The organism is Cytobacillus sp. OWB-43, assembly GCF_034651445.1.
Lineage (GTDB): Bacteria > Bacillota > Bacilli > Bacillales > Cytobacillaceae > Cytobacillus > Cytobacillus kochii.
Window position 1 is genome coordinate 400,273 of sequence record NZ_JAYEFF010000001.1, and the last position, 18,618, is coordinate 418,890.

Annotated in this window: 16 protein-coding genes; all 16 read left to right on the forward strand. The window is 37.1% G+C overall.

Annotated features, from left to right (window positions below; all coding sequences use genetic code 11):
* Positions 1-77 precede the first annotated feature (77 nt).
* The 16 genes from U9M49_RS02110 (at position 78) to sigG (ending at position 18,329) form a co-directional block, all read left to right on the forward strand.
* Positions 78-2,024: a stage V sporulation protein D gene (locus tag U9M49_RS02110; protein ID WP_095369618.1), complete on the forward strand. Its 1,947-nt coding sequence runs from the start codon at positions 78-80 to the stop codon at positions 2,022-2,024.
* Between the two features lie 305 nt (positions 2,025-2,329).
* A complete protein-coding gene (locus U9M49_RS02115; protein ID WP_307314562.1) occupies positions 2,330-3,808 on the forward strand; it encodes a UDP-N-acetylmuramoyl-L-alanyl-D-glutamate--2,6-diaminopimelate ligase in 1,479 nt (492 codons plus the stop codon).
* A 113-nt stretch (positions 3,809-3,921) separates the two neighbouring features.
* Positions 3,922-4,896, forward strand: a complete 975-nt coding sequence (mraY, locus tag U9M49_RS02120) for a phospho-N-acetylmuramoyl-pentapeptide-transferase (protein ID WP_095369616.1) — start codon at positions 3,922-3,924, stop codon at positions 4,894-4,896.
* Positions 4,896-6,248, forward strand: a complete 1,353-nt coding sequence (murD, locus tag U9M49_RS02125) for a UDP-N-acetylmuramoyl-L-alanine--D-glutamate ligase (protein WP_322909209.1) — start codon at positions 4,896-4,898, stop codon at positions 6,246-6,248. Before mraY ends, murD begins: the two co-directional genes overlap by 1 nt.
* A gap of 110 nt (positions 6,249-6,358) precedes the next feature.
* The gene (spoVE, locus tag U9M49_RS02130; protein WP_095369615.1) at positions 6,359-7,459 is read left to right on the forward strand and encodes a stage V sporulation protein E; all 1,101 of its coding nucleotides are present in this window, start codon (positions 6,359-6,361) and stop codon (positions 7,457-7,459) included.
* Between the two features lie 276 nt (positions 7,460-7,735).
* Positions 7,736-8,833: an undecaprenyldiphospho-muramoylpentapeptide beta-N-acetylglucosaminyltransferase gene (gene murG, locus U9M49_RS02135; protein ID WP_095369614.1), complete on the forward strand. Its 1,098-nt coding sequence runs from the start codon at positions 7,736-7,738 to the stop codon at positions 8,831-8,833.
* A 65-nt stretch (positions 8,834-8,898) separates the two neighbouring features.
* The gene (gene murB / locus U9M49_RS02140) at positions 8,899-9,807 is read left to right on the forward strand and encodes a UDP-N-acetylmuramate dehydrogenase (protein WP_095369613.1); all 909 of its coding nucleotides are present in this window, start codon (positions 8,899-8,901) and stop codon (positions 9,805-9,807) included.
* Positions 9,808-9,969: 162 nt separating this feature from the next.
* Positions 9,970-10,770, forward strand: a complete 801-nt coding sequence (locus U9M49_RS02145) for a cell division protein FtsQ/DivIB (RefSeq protein ID WP_307314556.1) — start codon at positions 9,970-9,972, stop codon at positions 10,768-10,770.
* On the forward strand, positions 10,736-11,449 hold the full coding sequence (locus U9M49_RS02150) for a DUF881 domain-containing protein (RefSeq protein WP_095373479.1): 714 nt from the start codon (positions 10,736-10,738) through the stop codon (positions 11,447-11,449). Before U9M49_RS02145 ends, U9M49_RS02150 begins: the two co-directional genes overlap by 35 nt.
* Positions 11,450-11,506: 57 nt before the next feature.
* A complete protein-coding gene (locus U9M49_RS02155) occupies positions 11,507-12,238 on the forward strand; it encodes a DUF881 domain-containing protein (RefSeq protein WP_307314552.1) in 732 nt (243 codons plus the stop codon).
* A complete protein-coding gene (locus U9M49_RS02160; RefSeq protein ID WP_095369611.1) occupies positions 12,238-12,600 on the forward strand; it encodes a small basic family protein in 363 nt (120 codons plus the stop codon). Before U9M49_RS02155 ends, U9M49_RS02160 begins: the two co-directional genes overlap by 1 nt.
* A 148-nt stretch (positions 12,601-12,748) precedes the next feature.
* Positions 12,749-14,032, forward strand: coding sequence for a cell division protein FtsA (ftsA, locus tag U9M49_RS02165; protein WP_095369610.1), 1,284 nt, complete (start codon positions 12,749-12,751; stop codon positions 14,030-14,032).
* 157 nt (positions 14,033-14,189) lie between these two features.
* Entirely contained in the window at positions 14,190-15,356 is a 1,167-nt protein-coding gene (gene ftsZ / locus U9M49_RS02170) for a cell division protein FtsZ (protein ID WP_095369609.1), read from the forward strand.
* 369 nt (positions 15,357-15,725) lie between these two features.
* A complete protein-coding gene (gene spoIIGA / locus U9M49_RS02175) occupies positions 15,726-16,646 on the forward strand; it encodes a sigma-E processing peptidase SpoIIGA (protein ID WP_095369608.1) in 921 nt (306 codons plus the stop codon).
* Between the two features lie 38 nt (positions 16,647-16,684).
* Entirely contained in the window at positions 16,685-17,404 is a 720-nt protein-coding gene (sigE, locus tag U9M49_RS02180) for an RNA polymerase sporulation sigma factor SigE (RefSeq protein WP_095369607.1), read from the forward strand.
* A gap of 145 nt (positions 17,405-17,549) precedes the next feature.
* Positions 17,550-18,329, forward strand: coding sequence for an RNA polymerase sporulation sigma factor SigG (sigG, locus tag U9M49_RS02185; RefSeq protein WP_095369606.1), 780 nt, complete (start codon positions 17,550-17,552; stop codon positions 18,327-18,329).
* The last annotated feature ends 289 nt before the right edge of the window (positions 18,330-18,618 follow it).

Genomic DNA, 18,618 nt, shown 5'->3' on the forward strand with positions numbered 1-18,618 from the left:
ACGAGCTTCTGTTCTAAAAATAATGTACAAGCATAAAATGGAACGAGCCAGATAAAAAAGGAGGGTTCGTTCCATTTATGCGTGTATCTAATGTAACCGTTCGAAAAAGATTAATTGCTGCATTATTTATTGGGTTATTTGTTTTTTTAATTATTGATGTTCGCTTGGGCTATGTCCAATTTTTTATAGGAAATGTTCTCACAGATGGAGCCAAAGAATTATGGAGTAGGAATATCCCCTTTGAGCCTGAAAGAGGGGAAATTGTTGATCGGAACGGAGTCGCTTTAGCAACCAATGTAAGTGCTCCAACGGTTTACGTCGTCCCGAGACAAATTACCGAGCCTGACGATGCTGCTGAAAAGTTAGCCGCTACGCTTAATTTATCTAAAGAAAAAGTATTTGAAGAAATTACAGAGAAACAATCGAGTGTAAGAATTACTGGTGGCAGAAAAATCACCCATGAAAAAGCAAAAGAAGTAAGGTCATTAAATATAGATGGTGTATATATCGGTGAGGATTCTAAAAGGCATTATCCGTTTGGTGATTATCTATCCCATGTGCTCGGTTTTGCTGGCGTTGATAATCAAGGGTTGATGGGTCTAGAATTATACTACGATAAAGAACTAAGTGGAGAAAAAGGATCGGTTAAGTTTTATGCAAATGCAAAAGGACAGAGAATGAATGATATGGCTGATGATTATCAAGCACCCGTTGACGGTGATACATTAAAGTTAACTGTTGATACAAAAGTACAAACAATTATTGAAAGAGAACTTGACAATGCAGAGGCTAAATATAATCCAGATGGATTAATAGCGATTGCGATGGATCCGAATACAGGAGAAATTCTCGGAATGTCTAGTAGACCGACATTTGATCCTGCAAATTTTCGTAATGTATCTGCAGATGTGTATAATCGTAATTTACCTATTTGGAGCTCCTACGAACCAGGATCAACTTTTAAAATTATTACATTGGCAGCCGCATTGGAAGAGGGGAAAGTTGATCTAGATCATGATCATTTTCACGATCCAGGTTATGTAGAAGTAGGCGGAGCAAAGCTTCGCTGTTGGAAAAAAGGTGGACATGGTTCACAAACCTATTTAGAAGTGGTACAAAATTCTTGTAACCCAGGTTTCGTTAATCTTGGTGAACGGTTAGGAAAAGACACTTTATTTAAATATATTCATGATTTTGGTTTTGGAGAAAAAACGGGGATTGACTTACAAGGGGAATCTACAGGAATACTATTTAACTTAGATAAAGTAGGACCAGTAGAGCAAGCGACAACGGCATTTGGTCAAGGGGTATCAGTCACACCCATTCAGCAAGTTGCCGCCATTTCTGCAGCTATAAACGGTGGAACATTGTATACACCATATATTGCTAAAGAAATCGTGGATTCTAAAACAGGCGATGTCCTAAAACAAGTCACACCTGAAGCGAAACGAAAGGTAATATCAAAAGAGACATCAACTGAGATTCGCAGAGCATTAGAAACCGTAGTTGCTCAAGGGTCAGGTAAGAATGCATTTGTTGAAGGGTATAGAGTAGGAGGTAAGACAGGAACAGCCCAGAAGGCTCAAGGTGGTAAATATCTAGAAAACAACCATATTGTTTCCTTTATTGGCTTTGCACCAGCTGACGACCCTGAGATTGTCGTTTATACAGCTGTTGATAATCCGAAAGGCACGGTCCAATTTGGTGGTGTTGTAGCTGCACCGATTGTTGGTAACATTATTGGTGATAGCTTACGAGCTATGGGAGTTGAACCTAGGAAAGATCAAGTAGAAAAAGAGTATGCTTGGCCAGATACACCGCTTTTAGAAGTACCTGATTTAGTAGGTATAACAAAATTGGAGTTAGGTGAGATGATGATTAACCTTCAAATTGAAGCTAGTGGACAAGGAGATACAGTTGTAAAACAATCGCCTCTTCCTGGTACAAAAATCAAAGAAGGTTCCACCATACGCCTCTATTTCAACGATGAACAGCATGATGACACTGAGGAAGGCGGCGATTAAAAGCCGCCTTTTTCTAAGTTTATGATTATAATCAATCAGCATATGTAACAAAGGAGCTAGAGGTTGAGTCCAATAATTAGTAGGGTTTAAATAGCGTATAATGGATGATAAGAAGGCTTTTGGCGGATCAAGTGCTATTATTTTTATAGAAAAAACCGTTTAAACGAGGCAATTATAAGAAACTCATAGAAAATTATCGCTGAATCATGTAAAATATTATACGCCTATCATCTTTAACGCATAGGTTAGACAAAATGATCGTAAAAATGTTTTATGAGAAGTTTGTATGAGAGGAATGGAGTTTTATGAAATTACATACGTTGCTACAAAAGTTGCAACCTTATCTTCAATATAATGATGTAGACAATATTGAAATTCAATCAATTGAAAATGATAACCGTAAAGTAGAAGAAGGTAGCTTATTTGTTTGTATAAAAGGCTACACAGTTGATGGTCATGACTTTGCTGCTTCAGCTGTCGAAAAAGGAGCAGTAGCCGTTATTTCTGAGAAAGAGCTCTCCTTAAAGGTACCCGTGATTGTTGTGAAGAGTACAAGAAGAGCACTATCTTTACTTTCAGATGCCTTTTACGGGCAGCCAAGTCAACAGTTACACTTAATAGGTGTGACAGGTACAAATGGGAAAACAACGACAACACATATCATTGATAAAATTTTATCAGATGCTGGTCAAAAAACGGGTCTGATGGGCACAATGTATACTAAAATTGGTCAGCAAAAATATGAAATTAAAAACACTACGCCTGAGAGTCTTACTTTACAGAGAACATTTAAACAAATGAAAGATACTGGCGTCACATCAGCAGTGATGGAAGTGTCATCTCATTCATTAGATGAAGGTAGAGTACATGGTTGTGATTTTGATGTAGCTGTATTTACAAATTTAACGCAAGACCACCTAGATTACCACCATACTATGGATGAATATCGTCGTGCTAAAGGCCTTCTGTTCGCACAACTGGGGAATGCCTATCATTATGATCGACCGAAATATGCTGTTTTGAACGTAGATGATCCAGCGTCATATGATTATGAAAAATCAACTTCCGCATATATACTAACGTATGGAATTGATCGAGATGCGGACTTTCGGGCAAGAAATATAGAAATGAATGCTTCTGGCACCACATTTGAATTAGACAGTCCAATCGGAACCTATTCTCTTCATATTCAGTTAATAGGAAAATTTAGTGTATATAATGTATTGGCAAGTATTGCTGCAGCTTTTGCTTCTAATATTTCTATGGAGCAAATTATCCAGTCTGTTGAAAGTGTAGCTGGCGTTGCAGGGAGATTCGAAACGGTAGATGCTCATCAAGATTTCACCGTTATTGTAGATTACTCTCATACGCCAGATAGTTTAGAGAATGCATTAAAAACAGTGCAACAATTAGCAAAGAAAAGAATCTTTACAGTTGTCGGTTGTGGAGGAGATAGAGATCGTACGAAAAGGCCTTTAATGGCTCAAATTACTTGTAAACATAGTACTGATGCTATATTTACATCTGATAATCCCCGTACCGAGGACCCTGAAAGTATTTTGAAAGATATGGAAGCTGGTGTGAAGAACGAATCTTATGTTTCAATTATTGATCGAAAAGAGGCTATACAATATGCAGTGAATCAGGCAGAACCTGGGGATTGTATACTAATAGCAGGTAAAGGTCATGAAACATATCAAATAATTGGTCATGAGCATTTTGATTTTGATGATCGATTAGTAGCGAAGGAAGCCATTGAAAAAAAGAAAACAAGTAGCAAGTGACTAAAAAAATAACATGATCATGAATGATTGAAAGGTTTAGAATATATGATAAAACGATTAAGAAAAAAACAAGTAAAACAATTCTCAATACCCGTTAAAGGTTGTGAACAATAATGATGGAGCAAGTGATATTATTTACAATAATCCTAGGTTTCTTAATTACCGTACTCATTTCTCCGTTGTTCATACCTTTTTTAAGGAGACTTAAATTCGGTCAAAGCATAAGAGAAGAAGGACCAAAATCCCACCAGAAGAAAACAGGAACGCCTACAATGGGTGGCTTAATGATTCTATTTTCAATTACATTAAGTACGCTCATTATGACTGCTAAATTCCAAGGACCGACAAGTACCACTTATTTGCTGCTTCTCGTTACTTTAGGTTTTGGTTTATTAGGATTCTTAGATGATTTTATTAAAGTAGTGATGAAAAGAAACTTAGGTTTAACTTCATTGCAAAAACTAATCGGACAGATTATTATTTCAATAATATTCTTCTTCGTATTAAAGCAAACCGGTTTTAGTACAGAAGTAGCGATTCCTTTAACCGATTTTTCCATTGATTTAGGATGGGGCTATGCCTTATTTATTATTTTTTGGCTCGTTGGGTTTTCAAATGCTGTGAACTTAACAGACGGGTTAGATGGATTGGTAAGTGGGACAGCAGCAATCGCATTTGGTGCATTTGCCGTCCTAGCTTGGAGTCAATCATTATTTGAAGTATCAGTGTTTTCAGTAGCAGTTGTTGGTGCACTTCTTGGATTTCTTGTATTCAATGCACATCCAGCCAAAGTTTTTATGGGTGATACAGGATCACTTGCATTGGGTGGAGCAATTGCAGCGATTGCCATCATGACAAAGTTTGAACTAATCTTACTAATCATAGGCTTCGTATTTGTTATTGAAACATTATCAGTGATTATTCAAGTAGCTTCTTTCAAGACAACAGGTAAACGTGTATTTAAAATGAGCCCATTACATCATCACTACGAGCTTGTAGGGTGGTCAGAGTGGCGCGTTGTTGTGACATTTTGGACAGTAGGTCTTCTTTGTGCCATTCTCGGAATCTATGTAGAGGTGTGGATGTAATGAAAACAGTGAATCATTATCATCATAAAAAAATACTCGTGTTAGGACTTGCTAAAAGTGGTGTCGGTGCGGCATCTCTACTACATAAGTTAGGTGCTTTTGTAACGGTAAATGACTATAAACCTCTAGATGAAAATCCGGAGGCCCAAAGCTTATTACAGCAAGGTATTACCGTAATTTGTGGAAGCCACCCAGTCGACTTGCTTGATGAAGGGTTTGAATATGTGGTAAAAAACCCTGGCATTCCATATAGCAACCCTATTGTCCAAGGGGCGATTGATAGAGGGTTACCGGTTATTACGGAAGTAGAACTGGCTTATCAAATATCCCAAGCTCCATTTGTTGCTATTACTGGTACAAATGGGAAAACAACAACGACAACGCTCATTAATGAAATTTTTCAGGCTGCTAATAAGTCTTCGCTTATTGCTGGTAACATCGGAAAGGTATCTTCTATCGTTGCGGAAAACGCGAAGAAGGAAGATACAATTATTATTGAGTTGTCTTCTTTTCAATTAATGGGAATTGAAGCATTTCGCCCGAAAATTGCTATTTTAACCAATCTTTATGAAGCACATATTGATTATCATGGCACAATGAAAGAATATATCAGTGCAAAAGCGAATATCACAAAAAACCAAACGGAGGAAGATTACTTCATTGTAAATGCTGATCAAGAAGCAGTGATGGAAGTAGCTGCCCATTCAAAAGCAACAATTATCCCGTTTTCTACCACTGGAGAATTGGAAAAAGGTGGATATATCAAAGGCGGCATCATTTACTTTAATGAGGAAGCAATTATATCTATTACCGATATTGTTCTCCCGGGGGCACATAACTTAGAAAACATTCTATCAAGTATCATTGCTGCGAAATTGTCCGGTATTAATAATGAAGCCATCTATCAAGTTTTAACGACTTTTCAAGGAGTAGCGCACCGTCTACAATTCGTTGGCGAAAAGAATAAAAGGCGTTTTTATAATGATTCAAAGGCAACAAATATTTTAGCGACAACGAAAGCTTTAGCTGCCTTTGATCAGCCGATTGTTCTTCTAGCTGGCGGTCTTGATCGTGGTAATGCCTTTGATGAGCTTATACCAGCACTTACAAATGTAAAAGCCGTCGTAACTTTCGGTGAGACGGCTGAAAAAATTGACGCTGCTGCTGCTCGTGCAGGGATAAAAAGCATCGTACATGCCAATAATGTGGAAGATGCTGTGCCACTGGCTTTTGACCTTTCAAAAGAAGGAGATATTATCTTACTTTCGCCCGCGTGTGCAAGTTGGGATCAATATAAAACTTTTGAAGTAAGAGGAGACATTTTTATAGAAGCGGTGCATAAGCTTAAGTAAAGGGCTTGTCTGCCGGTTCAAATGATCCTATTCCTTTAGCTAAGCTTGATTTTGTTCGGTAGAGGAAACTGCAAACAGCCCTAAAACTTGCATTTAGAGGTGTGTTGACTTTGCCAACTAAAAAAGCCACTCCAGATATGATATTAATTATTGTTACGCTCATGCTCTTAGCTGTTGGACTAACGATGGTTTATAGTGCCAGTGCCATTTGGGCAGATTACAAGTTTGATGACGCTTTTTTCTTCGCGAAAAGGCAGTTACTATTTGCAGTTGTGGGTTTAGTAGCCATGTTCTTTCTTATGAATGTCGATTATTGGACATGGAGAACATGGGCAAAAGTCATCATCATTGTTTGTTTTGTGTTGCTATTATTAGTATTAATACCTGGTATAGGAAATGTTAGAAATGGATCAAGAAGTTGGATAGGGGTTGGTGCATTCTCTATTCAACCTTCCGAGTTTATGAAACTAGCGATGATTGCTTTTCTCGCTAAGTTCCTTTCCGAAAAACAGAAACTCATTACCTCATTTAAGAAGGGGTTAGTACCTTCATTAGGTCTAGTATTTCTTGCTTTCGGCTTAATCATGTTACAGCCTGATTTAGGCACGGGAACTGTAATGGTAGGGACTTGTATTGTAATGATATTCGTGTCAGGTGCAAGAATTAAACATTTCGCATTTTTAGGTTTAATCGGTATAGGAGGCTTTGTTGCTTTAGTGCTCTCTGCTCCTTATCGAATCAAAAGAATTACTTCCTTCTTAGATCCTTGGCAGGACCCTTTAGGAAGTGGATTTCAAATTATACAATCTCTTTATGCAATTGGTCCAGGTGGATTATTCGGTTTAGGTTTAGGAGAAAGCAGACAGAAATTCTTCTATTTACCAGAACCACAAACAGATTTCATTTTTGCTATATTATCTGAGGAATTAGGTTTTATAGGGGGCACATTCGTGATTTTACTCTTCGCTCTTCTTTTATGGAGAGGAATTAGAGTAGCGCTTGGTGCACCAGATTTATATGGTAGTTTTTTGGCAGTAGGAATTATCGCCATGGTTGCCATACAAGTAATGATTAATATTGGAGTAGTCACAGGTTTAATGCCAGTAACTGGGATCACTTTACCATTCTTAAGTTATGGAGGTTCTTCATTGACCCTTATGTTAATGGCAATTGGTGTGCTACTTAATATTAGTCGGTATTCTCGTTATTAATGAAACCCATTTTAGGGTTTCTTTTTTTGCTGATAGGAAAATCGCAAATTAAAAAAGAATATATAGTTAAAGCTTCAATTATGTGGTATTACTTGGTTTAATTTGTTAGTGTAGAACATTCATTTATTTCAAAAGGGAAAGAGATTTTCCAAATTCATTACATTTGCATGACATTGTAGGTTATCATTTCTTCCTTTCAGTGCAAATATAGTAGAATAGGATAAAGTAAGACTAGTAAACAGTAAGGAAACTAACAGCTTTGTTTGAGGTGAAAGCATGAAAATTGCATTAAGTGGTGGTGGCACAGGTGGACATATTTACCCTGCGCTTGCCTTAATTCGAGAAATTCAAAAGCAAGATAAAAACGCAGAATTCTTATACATAGGTACTAAAAATGGGCTAGAGGCGTCGATTGTTCCTCGTGCTAATATACCTTTTCAGTCAATTGAAATTTCAGGATTTAAAAGAAGCTTATCTTTAGATAATGTGAAAACGATTTGGCGGTTCTTAAAAGGTGTTCAAGAAAGTAAAAAAATGTTGAAGGAATTTCAGCCAGATGTCGTAATTGGTACAGGTGGTTATGTATGTGGGCCAGTTGTATACGCTGGTGCCAAGTTGGGGGTTCCAACAATCATTCATGAACAAAATAGTGTACCTGGTTTAACTAATAAGTTCCTTAGTAAATATGTTGATAAAGTAGCTGTATGCTTTGATGAAGCTGTGGCAAGCTTTCCTAAAGGAAAGGTAGTTATGACGGGTAATCCCAGAGCAACAGAAGTGCTTGGACAAAATGCCATTAATGGTAAATTATCTGTGGGTCTAGATCCAGCTAAACCATCTGTTTTGATTTTCGGTGGTAGTAGGGGAGCAAGGCCGATTAATGATGCCGTGTTAAAAACATTTACACAGTTAGCATCTAGGCCGTATGAAGTATTATATATCACCGGTGAGGTCCATTATGAAAGTGTAAAGAAAGAGGCTGAATTGGCTGGAAATCCCGAAAATATCAAAATCAAGCCTTTTATTCATAATATGCCAGAAGTATTAGCGGGAACGGACCTTGCTGTAACAAGAGCAGGGGCAACAACCCTAGCTGAATTAACGTCATTAGGCATCCCAAGTATATTAATACCAAGCCCATATGTTACGAATAATCATCAAGAAAAGAACGCGAGAGCATTAAGCGACCATGGCGCAGCAGAATTACTCCTAGAAGGAGATTTGAGTGCGAATAAATTAATTGAATCGATTGACCGGATTTTATTAGATGAGGACAAAATTGTCGCAATGAAATCTGCTGCAAAGAAGATAGGCGTCCCAGATGCAGCCGATCGGTTATATAATGTCATGAAAAAATTAATGAAAGACAAGTAGTAATGTAGCCCATTCTTGATGGTATTAGCATAATATAGAATGACGATACAGAGAGGGCGGATGTTATGCAGAGCGTATTTAGTAAGTTGAAAAACGCTATAAATGGAACGGTGAAAGAAAAAGAACCGCTTGCTTATCATACTACGATGAAAATCGGTGGACCTGCCGATATTTTTATTGAACCTAGGACAATAGAAGATTTGCGTAAAGCGATGGATGTTATTGTCTCGCATAAAATGAAATGGACTGTCATAGGAAGAGGCTCTAATTTATTAGTAGCTGATGATGGCATTGAGGGAGTAGTTATTAAATTCGGTAAAGGCTTTGCCCACCTCGAACTAGAACAGGAACTCCTAAGGGTCGGTGCAGGATACCCCCTTGTAGCATTAGCTACAAAAGTGAGTAAACAAGGGTATGCAGGGCTAGAATTTGCAAGTGGAATTCCTGGTTCTGTTGGTGGAGCAGTCTTTATGAACGCAGGTGCACATCAATCGGATATCGCAACTATTCTTGAGAAAGCGTATATCCTTTTTCCGAATGGTGAAATGCACTGGTTAACAAACGAAGAAATGAAATTTTCGTATCGTACGTCTATTTTACAAAAAGAACGACCTGGCATTGTTGTTGAAGCGATTTTTCGCTTAGTGCAAGGAGAGAAAGAAGCGATTATTGATAGGATGTTACGTAATAAGGCTTATCGAAAAGAAACACAACCATGGGATTCCCCTTGTGCAGGGAGTATTTTTAGAAATCCACTACCACATCATGCTGGTCAGCTGATTGAAGCAGTTGGTTTAAAGGGGCATTCACTGGGAGGCGCCCAAATCTCGCCAATGCACGGGAATTTTATCGTGAATAGTAATCAGGCAACTGCTGAAGATGTTTTGGGTCTGATTCAACATGCGAAGGATACGGTATTAGCAGAGAAGGGCATAGCATTGCAAACAGAAGTTGAAATAATTGGGCGTAAGTAGCGAAAAAGACCAACTTCCATTCCAATTATTGTGATATAATCATTCAATAGAATGATGATAAGTGAATAAAGATTTAGGTATATTATCTCATTATGTTAATATATTAGTTTAATTAACCGAAAATAAGGATATATGCTGTGAGTAACGATGTACGAGGTGATGATGCTGGAACAAGGAAAAATAGTATCCATAGAAGATAGAATTCCTAAATTAAAACAGCAGAGAAAAAAGAAAGCAAACCGTAGACTCATTTTCCTACTTATTTTCTTTTTATTTCTGATTGCCTTAGTAGTTTATTTCCAGTCACCGTTGAGCAATATAAAAGCAATTAAAGTATCAGGTAACACTGTCTTCAGCAATGAAACGATTGTAGATCAAAGTGGATTAACTGAAGATATGAATATATGGAAAGTTGATGAAGCTGAGATTGAGCAAGTGCTTTTAAAACTACCAGAAATGAAAGAGGTAAAAGTAGCAACTGAGTTTCCAAATACAGTCGTTATTTCGGTGAAAGAACATAAACGAGTAGCTTATATTATGGAAGGTGAGGATTATATACCCGTTCTTGAAAACGGTAAAACTCTCTCAGTAAAAGGTGAAAGTGAGTTCCCAGCCAGTGCACCTATTTTATTTCAATTTTCTGAAGGAAATGTGTTAGAGAAGATGATTGCGTCTCTTGGTCAATTACCAGAAGAAGTTCGTAATTCAATTTCAGAAATACACGCGACACCTAAAGAAACAGATAAAGAGGCAATTACGCTATACATGAATGATGGGTATGAAGTAATCGCTACATTAGCTACCTTTGTCGATAAAATGTCTCATTACCCGGCAATTGTCGCTCAACTTGATCCCGAAGTAAAAGGAATTATTGATTTGGAAGTGGGCTCTTACTTTAAGCCTTATGGCGAAGGGGGAGCTAATGAGAATGAAAAAGAACAAGAAGAGGAAGTTGAAGAATAATCAGGTTATCTTTTCACTTGTTTTCATTGGATTAGGTTTTCTAATTGCTTATTCCTTTCAATTGGCGAAAGATACAAAGGGTGACAGTAGTATAACGAGTAACCAGTGGGAGAGGGATCAGCAATTAAGACGTGAATTGATTGATTTGGAAGAAAAAAATCTTAGCCTTCAACAAGAATTGTACAAGTCACAAGATGCTCTGCAAAAAATAGAAAAAGAATTCTCTCAAGATGAGCAAGTATATAGTAATCTTGCCGAGGATGCCGATAAATATCGAATGTATTTGGGCAAAGTCAAAGTGAGTGGCCCTGGTGTAAATGTCACTCTCTTGGACGGGGAATACAATCCTCAAGCCGATTCAGCGAATAATTACATCGTACATGAACATCATGTGTTTCAAGTTATTAATGAGTTATACATTGCCGGTGCTTCAGCTGTCGCCATTAATGGTCAGCGCTTAACGCATTCCTCTTATATTGTCTGTAACGGACCAGTCATTGAAGTGGACGGGAAGCAACACCCAGCCCCATTTGTTATATCTGCGATTGGAGATGCGGATGTTCTCACATCGGCACTAAATATTGCTGGCGGTGTTAAAGACTTACTTGTCAATGAAAATATTCAGTTTTCATTAGAGAGTAAATCAGAAATCATAATGGACCCGATAATTGGTAGTTAGTGCTTTTTCTATCATGATAGGTATAATAATTGATGGAAAAAGAAGATAGGTGAAACGATGAACAAAAAGCAATGGGGTTTTACGATAATTACAGTCTTAATTGGTGTCATGCTAGCCATTCAGTTTAAAACGGTCAAGAATACAGATGTAAGAGATACAAGAGATACATGGCAATTGCGGGAAGATCTGCAAAATGAGGAAGCATTACGGCTTGAGTTGCTAGAGGAAATCAGATCACAAGAAGAAAAAATAGCGCAATATGAAAATAATATAGCTGCTAATAAGGAAGAGATTCTGAGAACAACATTGGATGAGCTCAAAACAGAAGTAGGGTTGACAGAAAAATCAGGTCCAGGTTTGATTTTAACGATACAACCTATTGCTGAGGAATTGATTATCGGCTCACAAGTGGGCAAGGTCACACCCGATTTATTGAAGAGGTTATTAAATGAACTCAACCGTTATGGTGCGAAAGAAGTAGCAATCGGTGGTCATCGGGTAATCAACTCTACTGTGATAAGAGATATTAATAATATAACTAAAATAGATGGTTATTCTATTCAGGCCTTACCGTTAGAATTGAGGGTTATTGTAGAAAATGAGCAGGATGCGGAACAAATGTATAAAAGAATGCAAGTTTCTAAATCTATAGAAGACTTTTTTATAGAAAATTTAACACTCGATATACAACTAGCGGAAAATGAGATTACTGTACCAGCCTACAATGAACCAATTCAAATGACTGATATGAAGGAGGCGGGCAAGAAGAGCGAAGGAGGACATTCATAATGTGGCTACCCATCTTAGGTTTATTTATCGGGTTGTTTATCGGGTTTATGACAGATTTTCAAATTCCTGATGAATACGCCAATTACTTATCAATCGCTATTCTTGCTGCACTTGATACACTTTTTGGTGGTATTAGAGCCCATTTACAAGATGTGTATAGTGAAAAGATCTTTGTATCCGGATTTTTCTTTAATATTATGCTTGCAGCAGGTCTTGCTTTTCTAGGGGTTCATCTTGGTGTAGACTTATATTTAGCAGCTGTATTTGCCTTCGGTGTGAGGTTATTTCAAAACATCGCTGTTATTCGAAGGATTTTATTAGCCAGGTGGACAAGTAAGAATGAAAATTTAGAAAAAAATTGATTTTAAAAAAGGGAATAGTTTAGTTTTGACGAATAATTTTATTAATATCAAATTTGGTTTATCAGTTTAATATATAAAGGTTTTATAATGAAAACTGCAAGAGTAAGTAACTAAAAAAGTAGACTCGCAAAAAGGGAGGTGCCACAGAATGAACAGCAATGAAATATATGTCAGCCTTGACATCGGTACATCCAGTGTAAAAGTAATCATTGGTGAGATGGTCAATGATTCTTTAAACATTATTGGTGTTGGCAATGTAGCTTCCGAAGGATTAAGAAAGGGCTCCATTGTTGATATAGATGAAACCGTTCATTCTATTAGAAGAGCAATTGAACAAGCTGAAAGAATGATTGGCATGGAGATTAGAAGAGTGATAGTAGGTATCACTGGTAACCATGTTATGCTTCAGCCTTCTCACGGTGTAGTCGCCGTGTCAAGTGAAAATAAGGAAATCTCAGATGATGATGTAGCGCGTGTGATGGATGCTGCCCAAGTGGTATCAGTGCCACCTGAGAGAGAAATTATTGATGTTATTCCAAGGCAATTTATTGTAGATGGATTAGATGAAATCAATGATCCAAGAGGTATGATTGGTGTAAGGTTAGAAATGGAAGGTACCATCATAACCGGATCTAAAACTTTATTACATAATACGCTTAGATGCGTTGAACGCGCAGGCCTAGAAATTATGGATATTACCCTTCAGCCGTTAGCAGCAGGTGCTTTCGCCTTATCGAAAGATGAGAAAAACTTAGGTGTGGCACTTGTTGATATAGGTGGTGGTTCAACAACGATTGCTATTTTTGAAAATGGGGTACTAAAGGATACAAGTGTATTGCCTGTTGGAGGAGAACATATCACTAAAGACTTATCGATTGGTTTACGAACTTCAACTGAAGATGCTGAAAAAATTAAGATAAAACATGGGTATGCTTTTTATGATCATGCTTCAGAGGAAGAGGTATTTAGTGTACCAATTATCGGCAGTGATCAACATCAGCAATTTAATCAGCTAGAAATAGCAGATATTATTGAAGCAAGAATGGAAGAAACCTTTGATCTTATTCAACATGAGATAAGAAGGCTAGGGGCATCAGACCTTCCAGGTGGTTATGTCTTATGTGGAGGGGTTGCAAATACGCAAGGGGTATTAGAACTTGCTCAAGTGGTCTTCCAGAATAGAGTGAGAATAGCCGTACCTGATTATATTGGGGTTAGAGAACCACAATATTGTACAGCAGTTGGCTTAATACAGTTTGCATATAAAAATGCAAAGATACAAGGAAAGAACATGGAGGCAATTGTCGATCAGCCTGAAGCAAATGAAAAGAGAACACAAAAGCAAACACAGCCGAAGAAAAGCACAGAAAAAGAGCCGGAACAAAAAGTGACATCAAGAGTTAAAAAGTTCCTTGGATACTTTTTCGAGTAGCAAAAACAAAACATTGTATTGTAATAGATTAATAGCAAGGCAGATTGTAAATTTACAGTAGATGTGAGTTAGCTATTAAACAGTTAATCATCAAGATAAATGAGCGAATCGAAAAAAAGGTGTTCTTAGGAATATCGACGAATTAGGAGGATTTGTCATGTTGGAATTTGATACGAATTTAGATTCATTAGCAACGATAAAAGTAATTGGAGTTGGTGGCGGAGGAAATAACGCCGTTAACCGCATGATTGAGCATGGTGTACAAGGTGTTGAATTTATTGCAGTGAATACAGATGCTCAAGCGCTAAACCTATCCAAAGCCGAAGTGAAGATGCAAATTGGTGGTAAATTGACAAGAGGGCTCGGTGCAGGTGCCAATCCAGAAGTAGGAAAAAAGGCAGCTGAAGAAAGTAAAGAGCAAGTAGAAGAAGCATTAAAAGGTGCAGATATGGTATTTGTTACTGCTGGAATGGGCGGAGGAACAGGTACAGGTGCTGCTCCTGTTATAGCTCAAATCGCACGTGATTTAGGCGCTTTAACAGTGGGTGTTGTGACAAGACCTTTTACATTTGAAGGTCGTAAACGTTCTACTCAAGCAGCTGGTGGAATAGCTTCTATGAAAGATGCTGTGGATACATTGATTGTTATCCCTAATGATCGTTTATTAGAAATTGTAGATAAAAGTACACCGATGCTTGAAGCATTCCGTGAAGCAGATAATGTTCTTCGCCAAGGTGTTCAAGGTATTTCAGATTTGATTGCCACACCTGGTTTGATTAACTTGGACTTCGCTGATGTAAAAACAATTATGTCCAATAAAGGTTCTGCACTTATGGGAATCGGATTAGCTGCAGGAGAAAATCGAGCAGCAGAAGCTGCCAAGAAGGCCATCTCTTCTCCATTATTAGAAAAGTCTATTGATGGTGCGCAAGGGGTTCTAATGAATATTACAGGCGGATCAAACTTAAGCTTGTATGAAGTACAAGAAGCAGCAGATATTGTTGCATCAGCATCAGATCAAGATGTTAATATGATCTTTGGTTCTGTTATCAATGAGGATTTGAAGGATGAGATTGTTGTAACAGTTATCGCGACTGGCTTCAATGAAGAAGTTATTCAAACAAAGCCTTCAAAGCCTGCATTCGGCCAGAATAAAGGAAATGTTGGTGTCGGATCACAGGTGCAAAAGCGTGAAACGTATCGTGAACGTGAGCGGGAAGAAGCTGCCACACATGAGCAGCCATCAAGGAATACAGCAAAGGAACACCCAGAAGATACATTAGATATCCCAACATTTTTAAGAAACCGTAACCGCAGAAGATAATTCAATTTGTGTAAGAAAGCCAATGTCCTTAAGTTTAAGGACATTGGCTTTTTTTGTTTTAAAAGAAGAATGCCCCAGAAATATATGTACGATTAGTAAAATACTATTCTATATTAATGTTAATCAAAGATAAGAACTCTCTAAAAAGTTAGTAACATTAAAAACTTCCCCATTTTCGTCATTTTCCCCACGTGAGACAGACCGCAAAAAACTGACAAAAAAAGAAAAGAATAGTGAAAATTTCTGCTGTTTTACCAACAGAAAGTGACATCTTTATCTTGATGAATAGGCTATACTTTTTTTAGCACATCAATAAGACAGCCACCCATAAGAATATACATTGTTAGTTTTAGGGGGGAAGAAGGCAGATTGGCCATTTATTTAGATATTATTTGGGCATTAAATTTGTTGTTTGATAGTCTTCTCCTATATTTAACGTCTATTCTTCTGAAAATCGAAGTTAAATTATGGAGAATAGCCACAGGAGGTTTGGTAGGCTCAATAATAATCTTATTATCCATTACACCGATTCATGCATACTCCAGTCATCCAATAGGTAAGTGGTTATTTTCTATTTTCATGGTTTTTATTGTATTTGGTTTTAGAAGATTAACTTTTTTTATTAAAGCGTTAAGTACATTTTATGCAGTAACCTTTTTAATCGGTGGTAGTTTAATTGCTGTTCATTATTTTATTCAATTTGATTTAGATCTAACATCAACCGTGATGCTTGCATCCGTAAAGGGCTTTGGTGACCCTATTAGCTGGCTATTCGTATTATTAGGTTTCCCTATTGCCTGGCATTTTTCAAAGAAAAATTATGATTCTATTGAAATGACCAAGATCAATTATGAGTCGAATGTAAATGTGCAAATTCAACTAAAAGGCGAAACCTATGAGTTCCAAGGTCTAATAGATAGTGGTAATCAGCTTTACGATCCATTAACAAGAGTACCTGTGATGATTGTTTCGATTGACCAGCATAAAGAGTCTTTTCCAGAAGCGATTACAACAATGGCAAAAGATCCAGATGGTGCGATAGAAGGCAGGTGGGAAATCCCGAACGATTGGATGTCAGTTGTCCGAGTGATCCCTGCAAAGGTGGTCGGTAACGATAATCAAATGCGACTTGCCCTCAAACCAGAGAAGATTACTTTGGTTAAAGATAATGAAGTCATTGCAGTGGATAAAGGGTTAATTTCATTTACTATGCAAAAATTGTCCCCAGAGAATCGCTTTCAATGTATTGTACATCCAAAAATGTTAACAGGTGCAAAGAAGGTTAGTTAAAGTGCATGAGAAATAAACCATTATAGGGAGGAGAAAGAGTGCGTAAACTTAAATTTCGCTTATCATATTATTGGTATAAGCTTTTAATGAAATTAGGTTTAAAGACAGATGAAATATATTATATAGGTGGTAGCGAAGCTCTTCCCCCGCCACTTAGTAAAGAAGAAGAAGCAATATTGTTAAACAAGCTTCCTAAAGGAGATCAAGCAGCAAGGTCAATTTTAATTGAACGGAATTTGCGTTTAGTAGTGTATATTGCCCGCAAGTTTGAGAATACAGGCATTAATATTGAAGATCTCATTAGTATAGGAACAATTGGCTTAATAAAGGCAGTTAATACTTTTAATCCGGAGAAAAAAATCAAACTGGCTACATATGCCTCACGATGTATTGAAAATGAGATATTAATGTATTTACGTAGAAATAACAAAATTCGCTCGGAAGTTTCGTTTGATGAACCACTTAATATTGATTGGGATGGGAATGAATTATTATTATCAGATGTTCTTGGCACAGAGGAAGATATAATCACTAAGGATTTAGAAGCAAATGTCGATAAAAAGCTCTTAATCAAAGCACTTCATCAATTATCTGATAGAGAAAAACAGATCATGGAATTGCGTTTTGGACTTGGTGAGGATGAGGAAAAAACACAAAAAGATGTTGCTGATATGCTTGGGATTTCTCAATCCTATATTTCAAGATTAGAAAAAAGAATCATTAAACGTTTGAAAAAAGAATTCAATAAAATGGTGTAAAAAAATTTTTTTCGTCGTTGAAATATCTGTTAAATAAAGGATATTTCTTTTTTTTGCAATTTATGCGCATTTTTCTTGTGCATATTTTTCCTTCTCGCGGAGATACTGATTTTTGTACAGCAGCTCCTGTGAGGAGGGAATGGGATTGACTCGAAATAAAGTAGAAATTTGCGGAGTAGATACATCAAAGCTTCCAGTACTAAAGAACGAAGAAATGAGAGCACTCTTCAAGCAAATGCATAATGGAGATACATCAGCAAGGGAGAGCCTAGTAAATGGGAACCTCCGACTCGTTTTAAGTGTCATTCAACGGTTTAATAATAGGGGTGAATTTGTTGATGACTTATTTCAAGTTGGCTGTATCGGTCTTATGAAATCTATTGATAATTTTGATTTAAGCCAAAATGTAAAATTCTCCACTTATGCTGTTCCTATGATTATTGGAGAAATCCGTAGATATTTACGCGATAATAATCCAATAAGGGTATCTCGTTCCTTACGTGATATCGCCTATAAAGCCTTGCAGGTAAGAGAACGCCTAATGAGTAAAACTTCAAAAGAACCAACAGCTGAAGAGATTGCGAAAGAGTTGGATATTCCGCATGAAGAAATTGTTTTCGCCCTTGATGCAATACAAGATCCTGTATCACTTTTTGAGCCTATTTATAATGACGGCGGCGACCCAATCTTTGTAATGGATCAACTCAGTGATGAAAAGAATAAGGATATTCAATGGGTGGAAGAACTTGCACTAAAAGAAGGCATGAGACGCCTGAATGATCGAGAAAAAATGATATTACGCAAAAGGTTTTTTCAAGGAAAAACACAAATGGAAGTTGCTGAAGAAATTGGTATTTCTCAGGCTCAGGTCTCACGCTTAGAAAAAGCAGCTATTAAACAAATGAATAAAAATATTCAAAGCTAATATGCCAGGAGAGTTTGACACAAATGTGTTAAGCTCTTTTTTTATATAGATGTGAGTGCTAATCCAAAAAAGATCCTTCTGTTAGAGCTTGCATAGCATAGAGGAAATGTAAGAAATCTCATAGAAAATACACACAAATAGGTAAAACTGGATACAAATATTTGTTTTATATAAACGGACAAAAGCAGAAGAACTATTACGCAAAAAAGTAGGATACACCTACAATAAATGCTTGCTTGACAAATATTATAAGTAAACATCTTGAGATCCACTTAGTCTCAAATCACAC

Excerpts from the sequence above, each read along its gene's own strand:
- U9M49_RS02110 (WP_095369618.1), top strand. The coding sequence starts at position 78 with ATGCGTGTATCTAATGTAACCGTTCGAAAAAGATTAATTGCTGCATTA.
- U9M49_RS02115 (WP_307314562.1), top strand. The coding sequence starts at position 2,330 with ATGAAATTACATACGTTGCTACAAAAGTTGCAACCTTATCTTCAATAT.
- mraY (WP_095369616.1), top strand. The coding sequence starts at position 3,922 with ATGATGGAGCAAGTGATATTATTTACAATAATCCTAGGTTTCTTAATT.
- murD (WP_322909209.1), top strand. The coding sequence starts at position 4,896 with ATGAAAACAGTGAATCATTATCATCATAAAAAAATACTCGTGTTAGGA.
- murG (WP_095369614.1), top strand. The coding sequence starts at position 7,736 with ATGAAAATTGCATTAAGTGGTGGTGGCACAGGTGGACATATTTACCCT.
- murB (WP_095369613.1), top strand. The coding sequence starts at position 8,899 with ATGCAGAGCGTATTTAGTAAGTTGAAAAACGCTATAAATGGAACGGTG.
- U9M49_RS02145 (WP_307314556.1), top strand. The coding sequence starts at position 9,970 with ATGCTGGAACAAGGAAAAATAGTATCCATAGAAGATAGAATTCCTAAA.
- U9M49_RS02150 (WP_095373479.1), top strand. The coding sequence starts at position 10,736 with ATGAAAAAGAACAAGAAGAGGAAGTTGAAGAATAATCAGGTTATCTTT.
- U9M49_RS02155 (WP_307314552.1), top strand. The coding sequence starts at position 11,507 with ATGAACAAAAAGCAATGGGGTTTTACGATAATTACAGTCTTAATTGGT.
- U9M49_RS02160 (WP_095369611.1), top strand. The coding sequence starts at position 12,238 with ATGTGGCTACCCATCTTAGGTTTATTTATCGGGTTGTTTATCGGGTTT.
- ftsA (WP_095369610.1), top strand. The coding sequence starts at position 12,749 with ATGAACAGCAATGAAATATATGTCAGCCTTGACATCGGTACATCCAGT.
- ftsZ (WP_095369609.1), top strand. The coding sequence starts at position 14,190 with ATGTTGGAATTTGATACGAATTTAGATTCATTAGCAACGATAAAAGTA.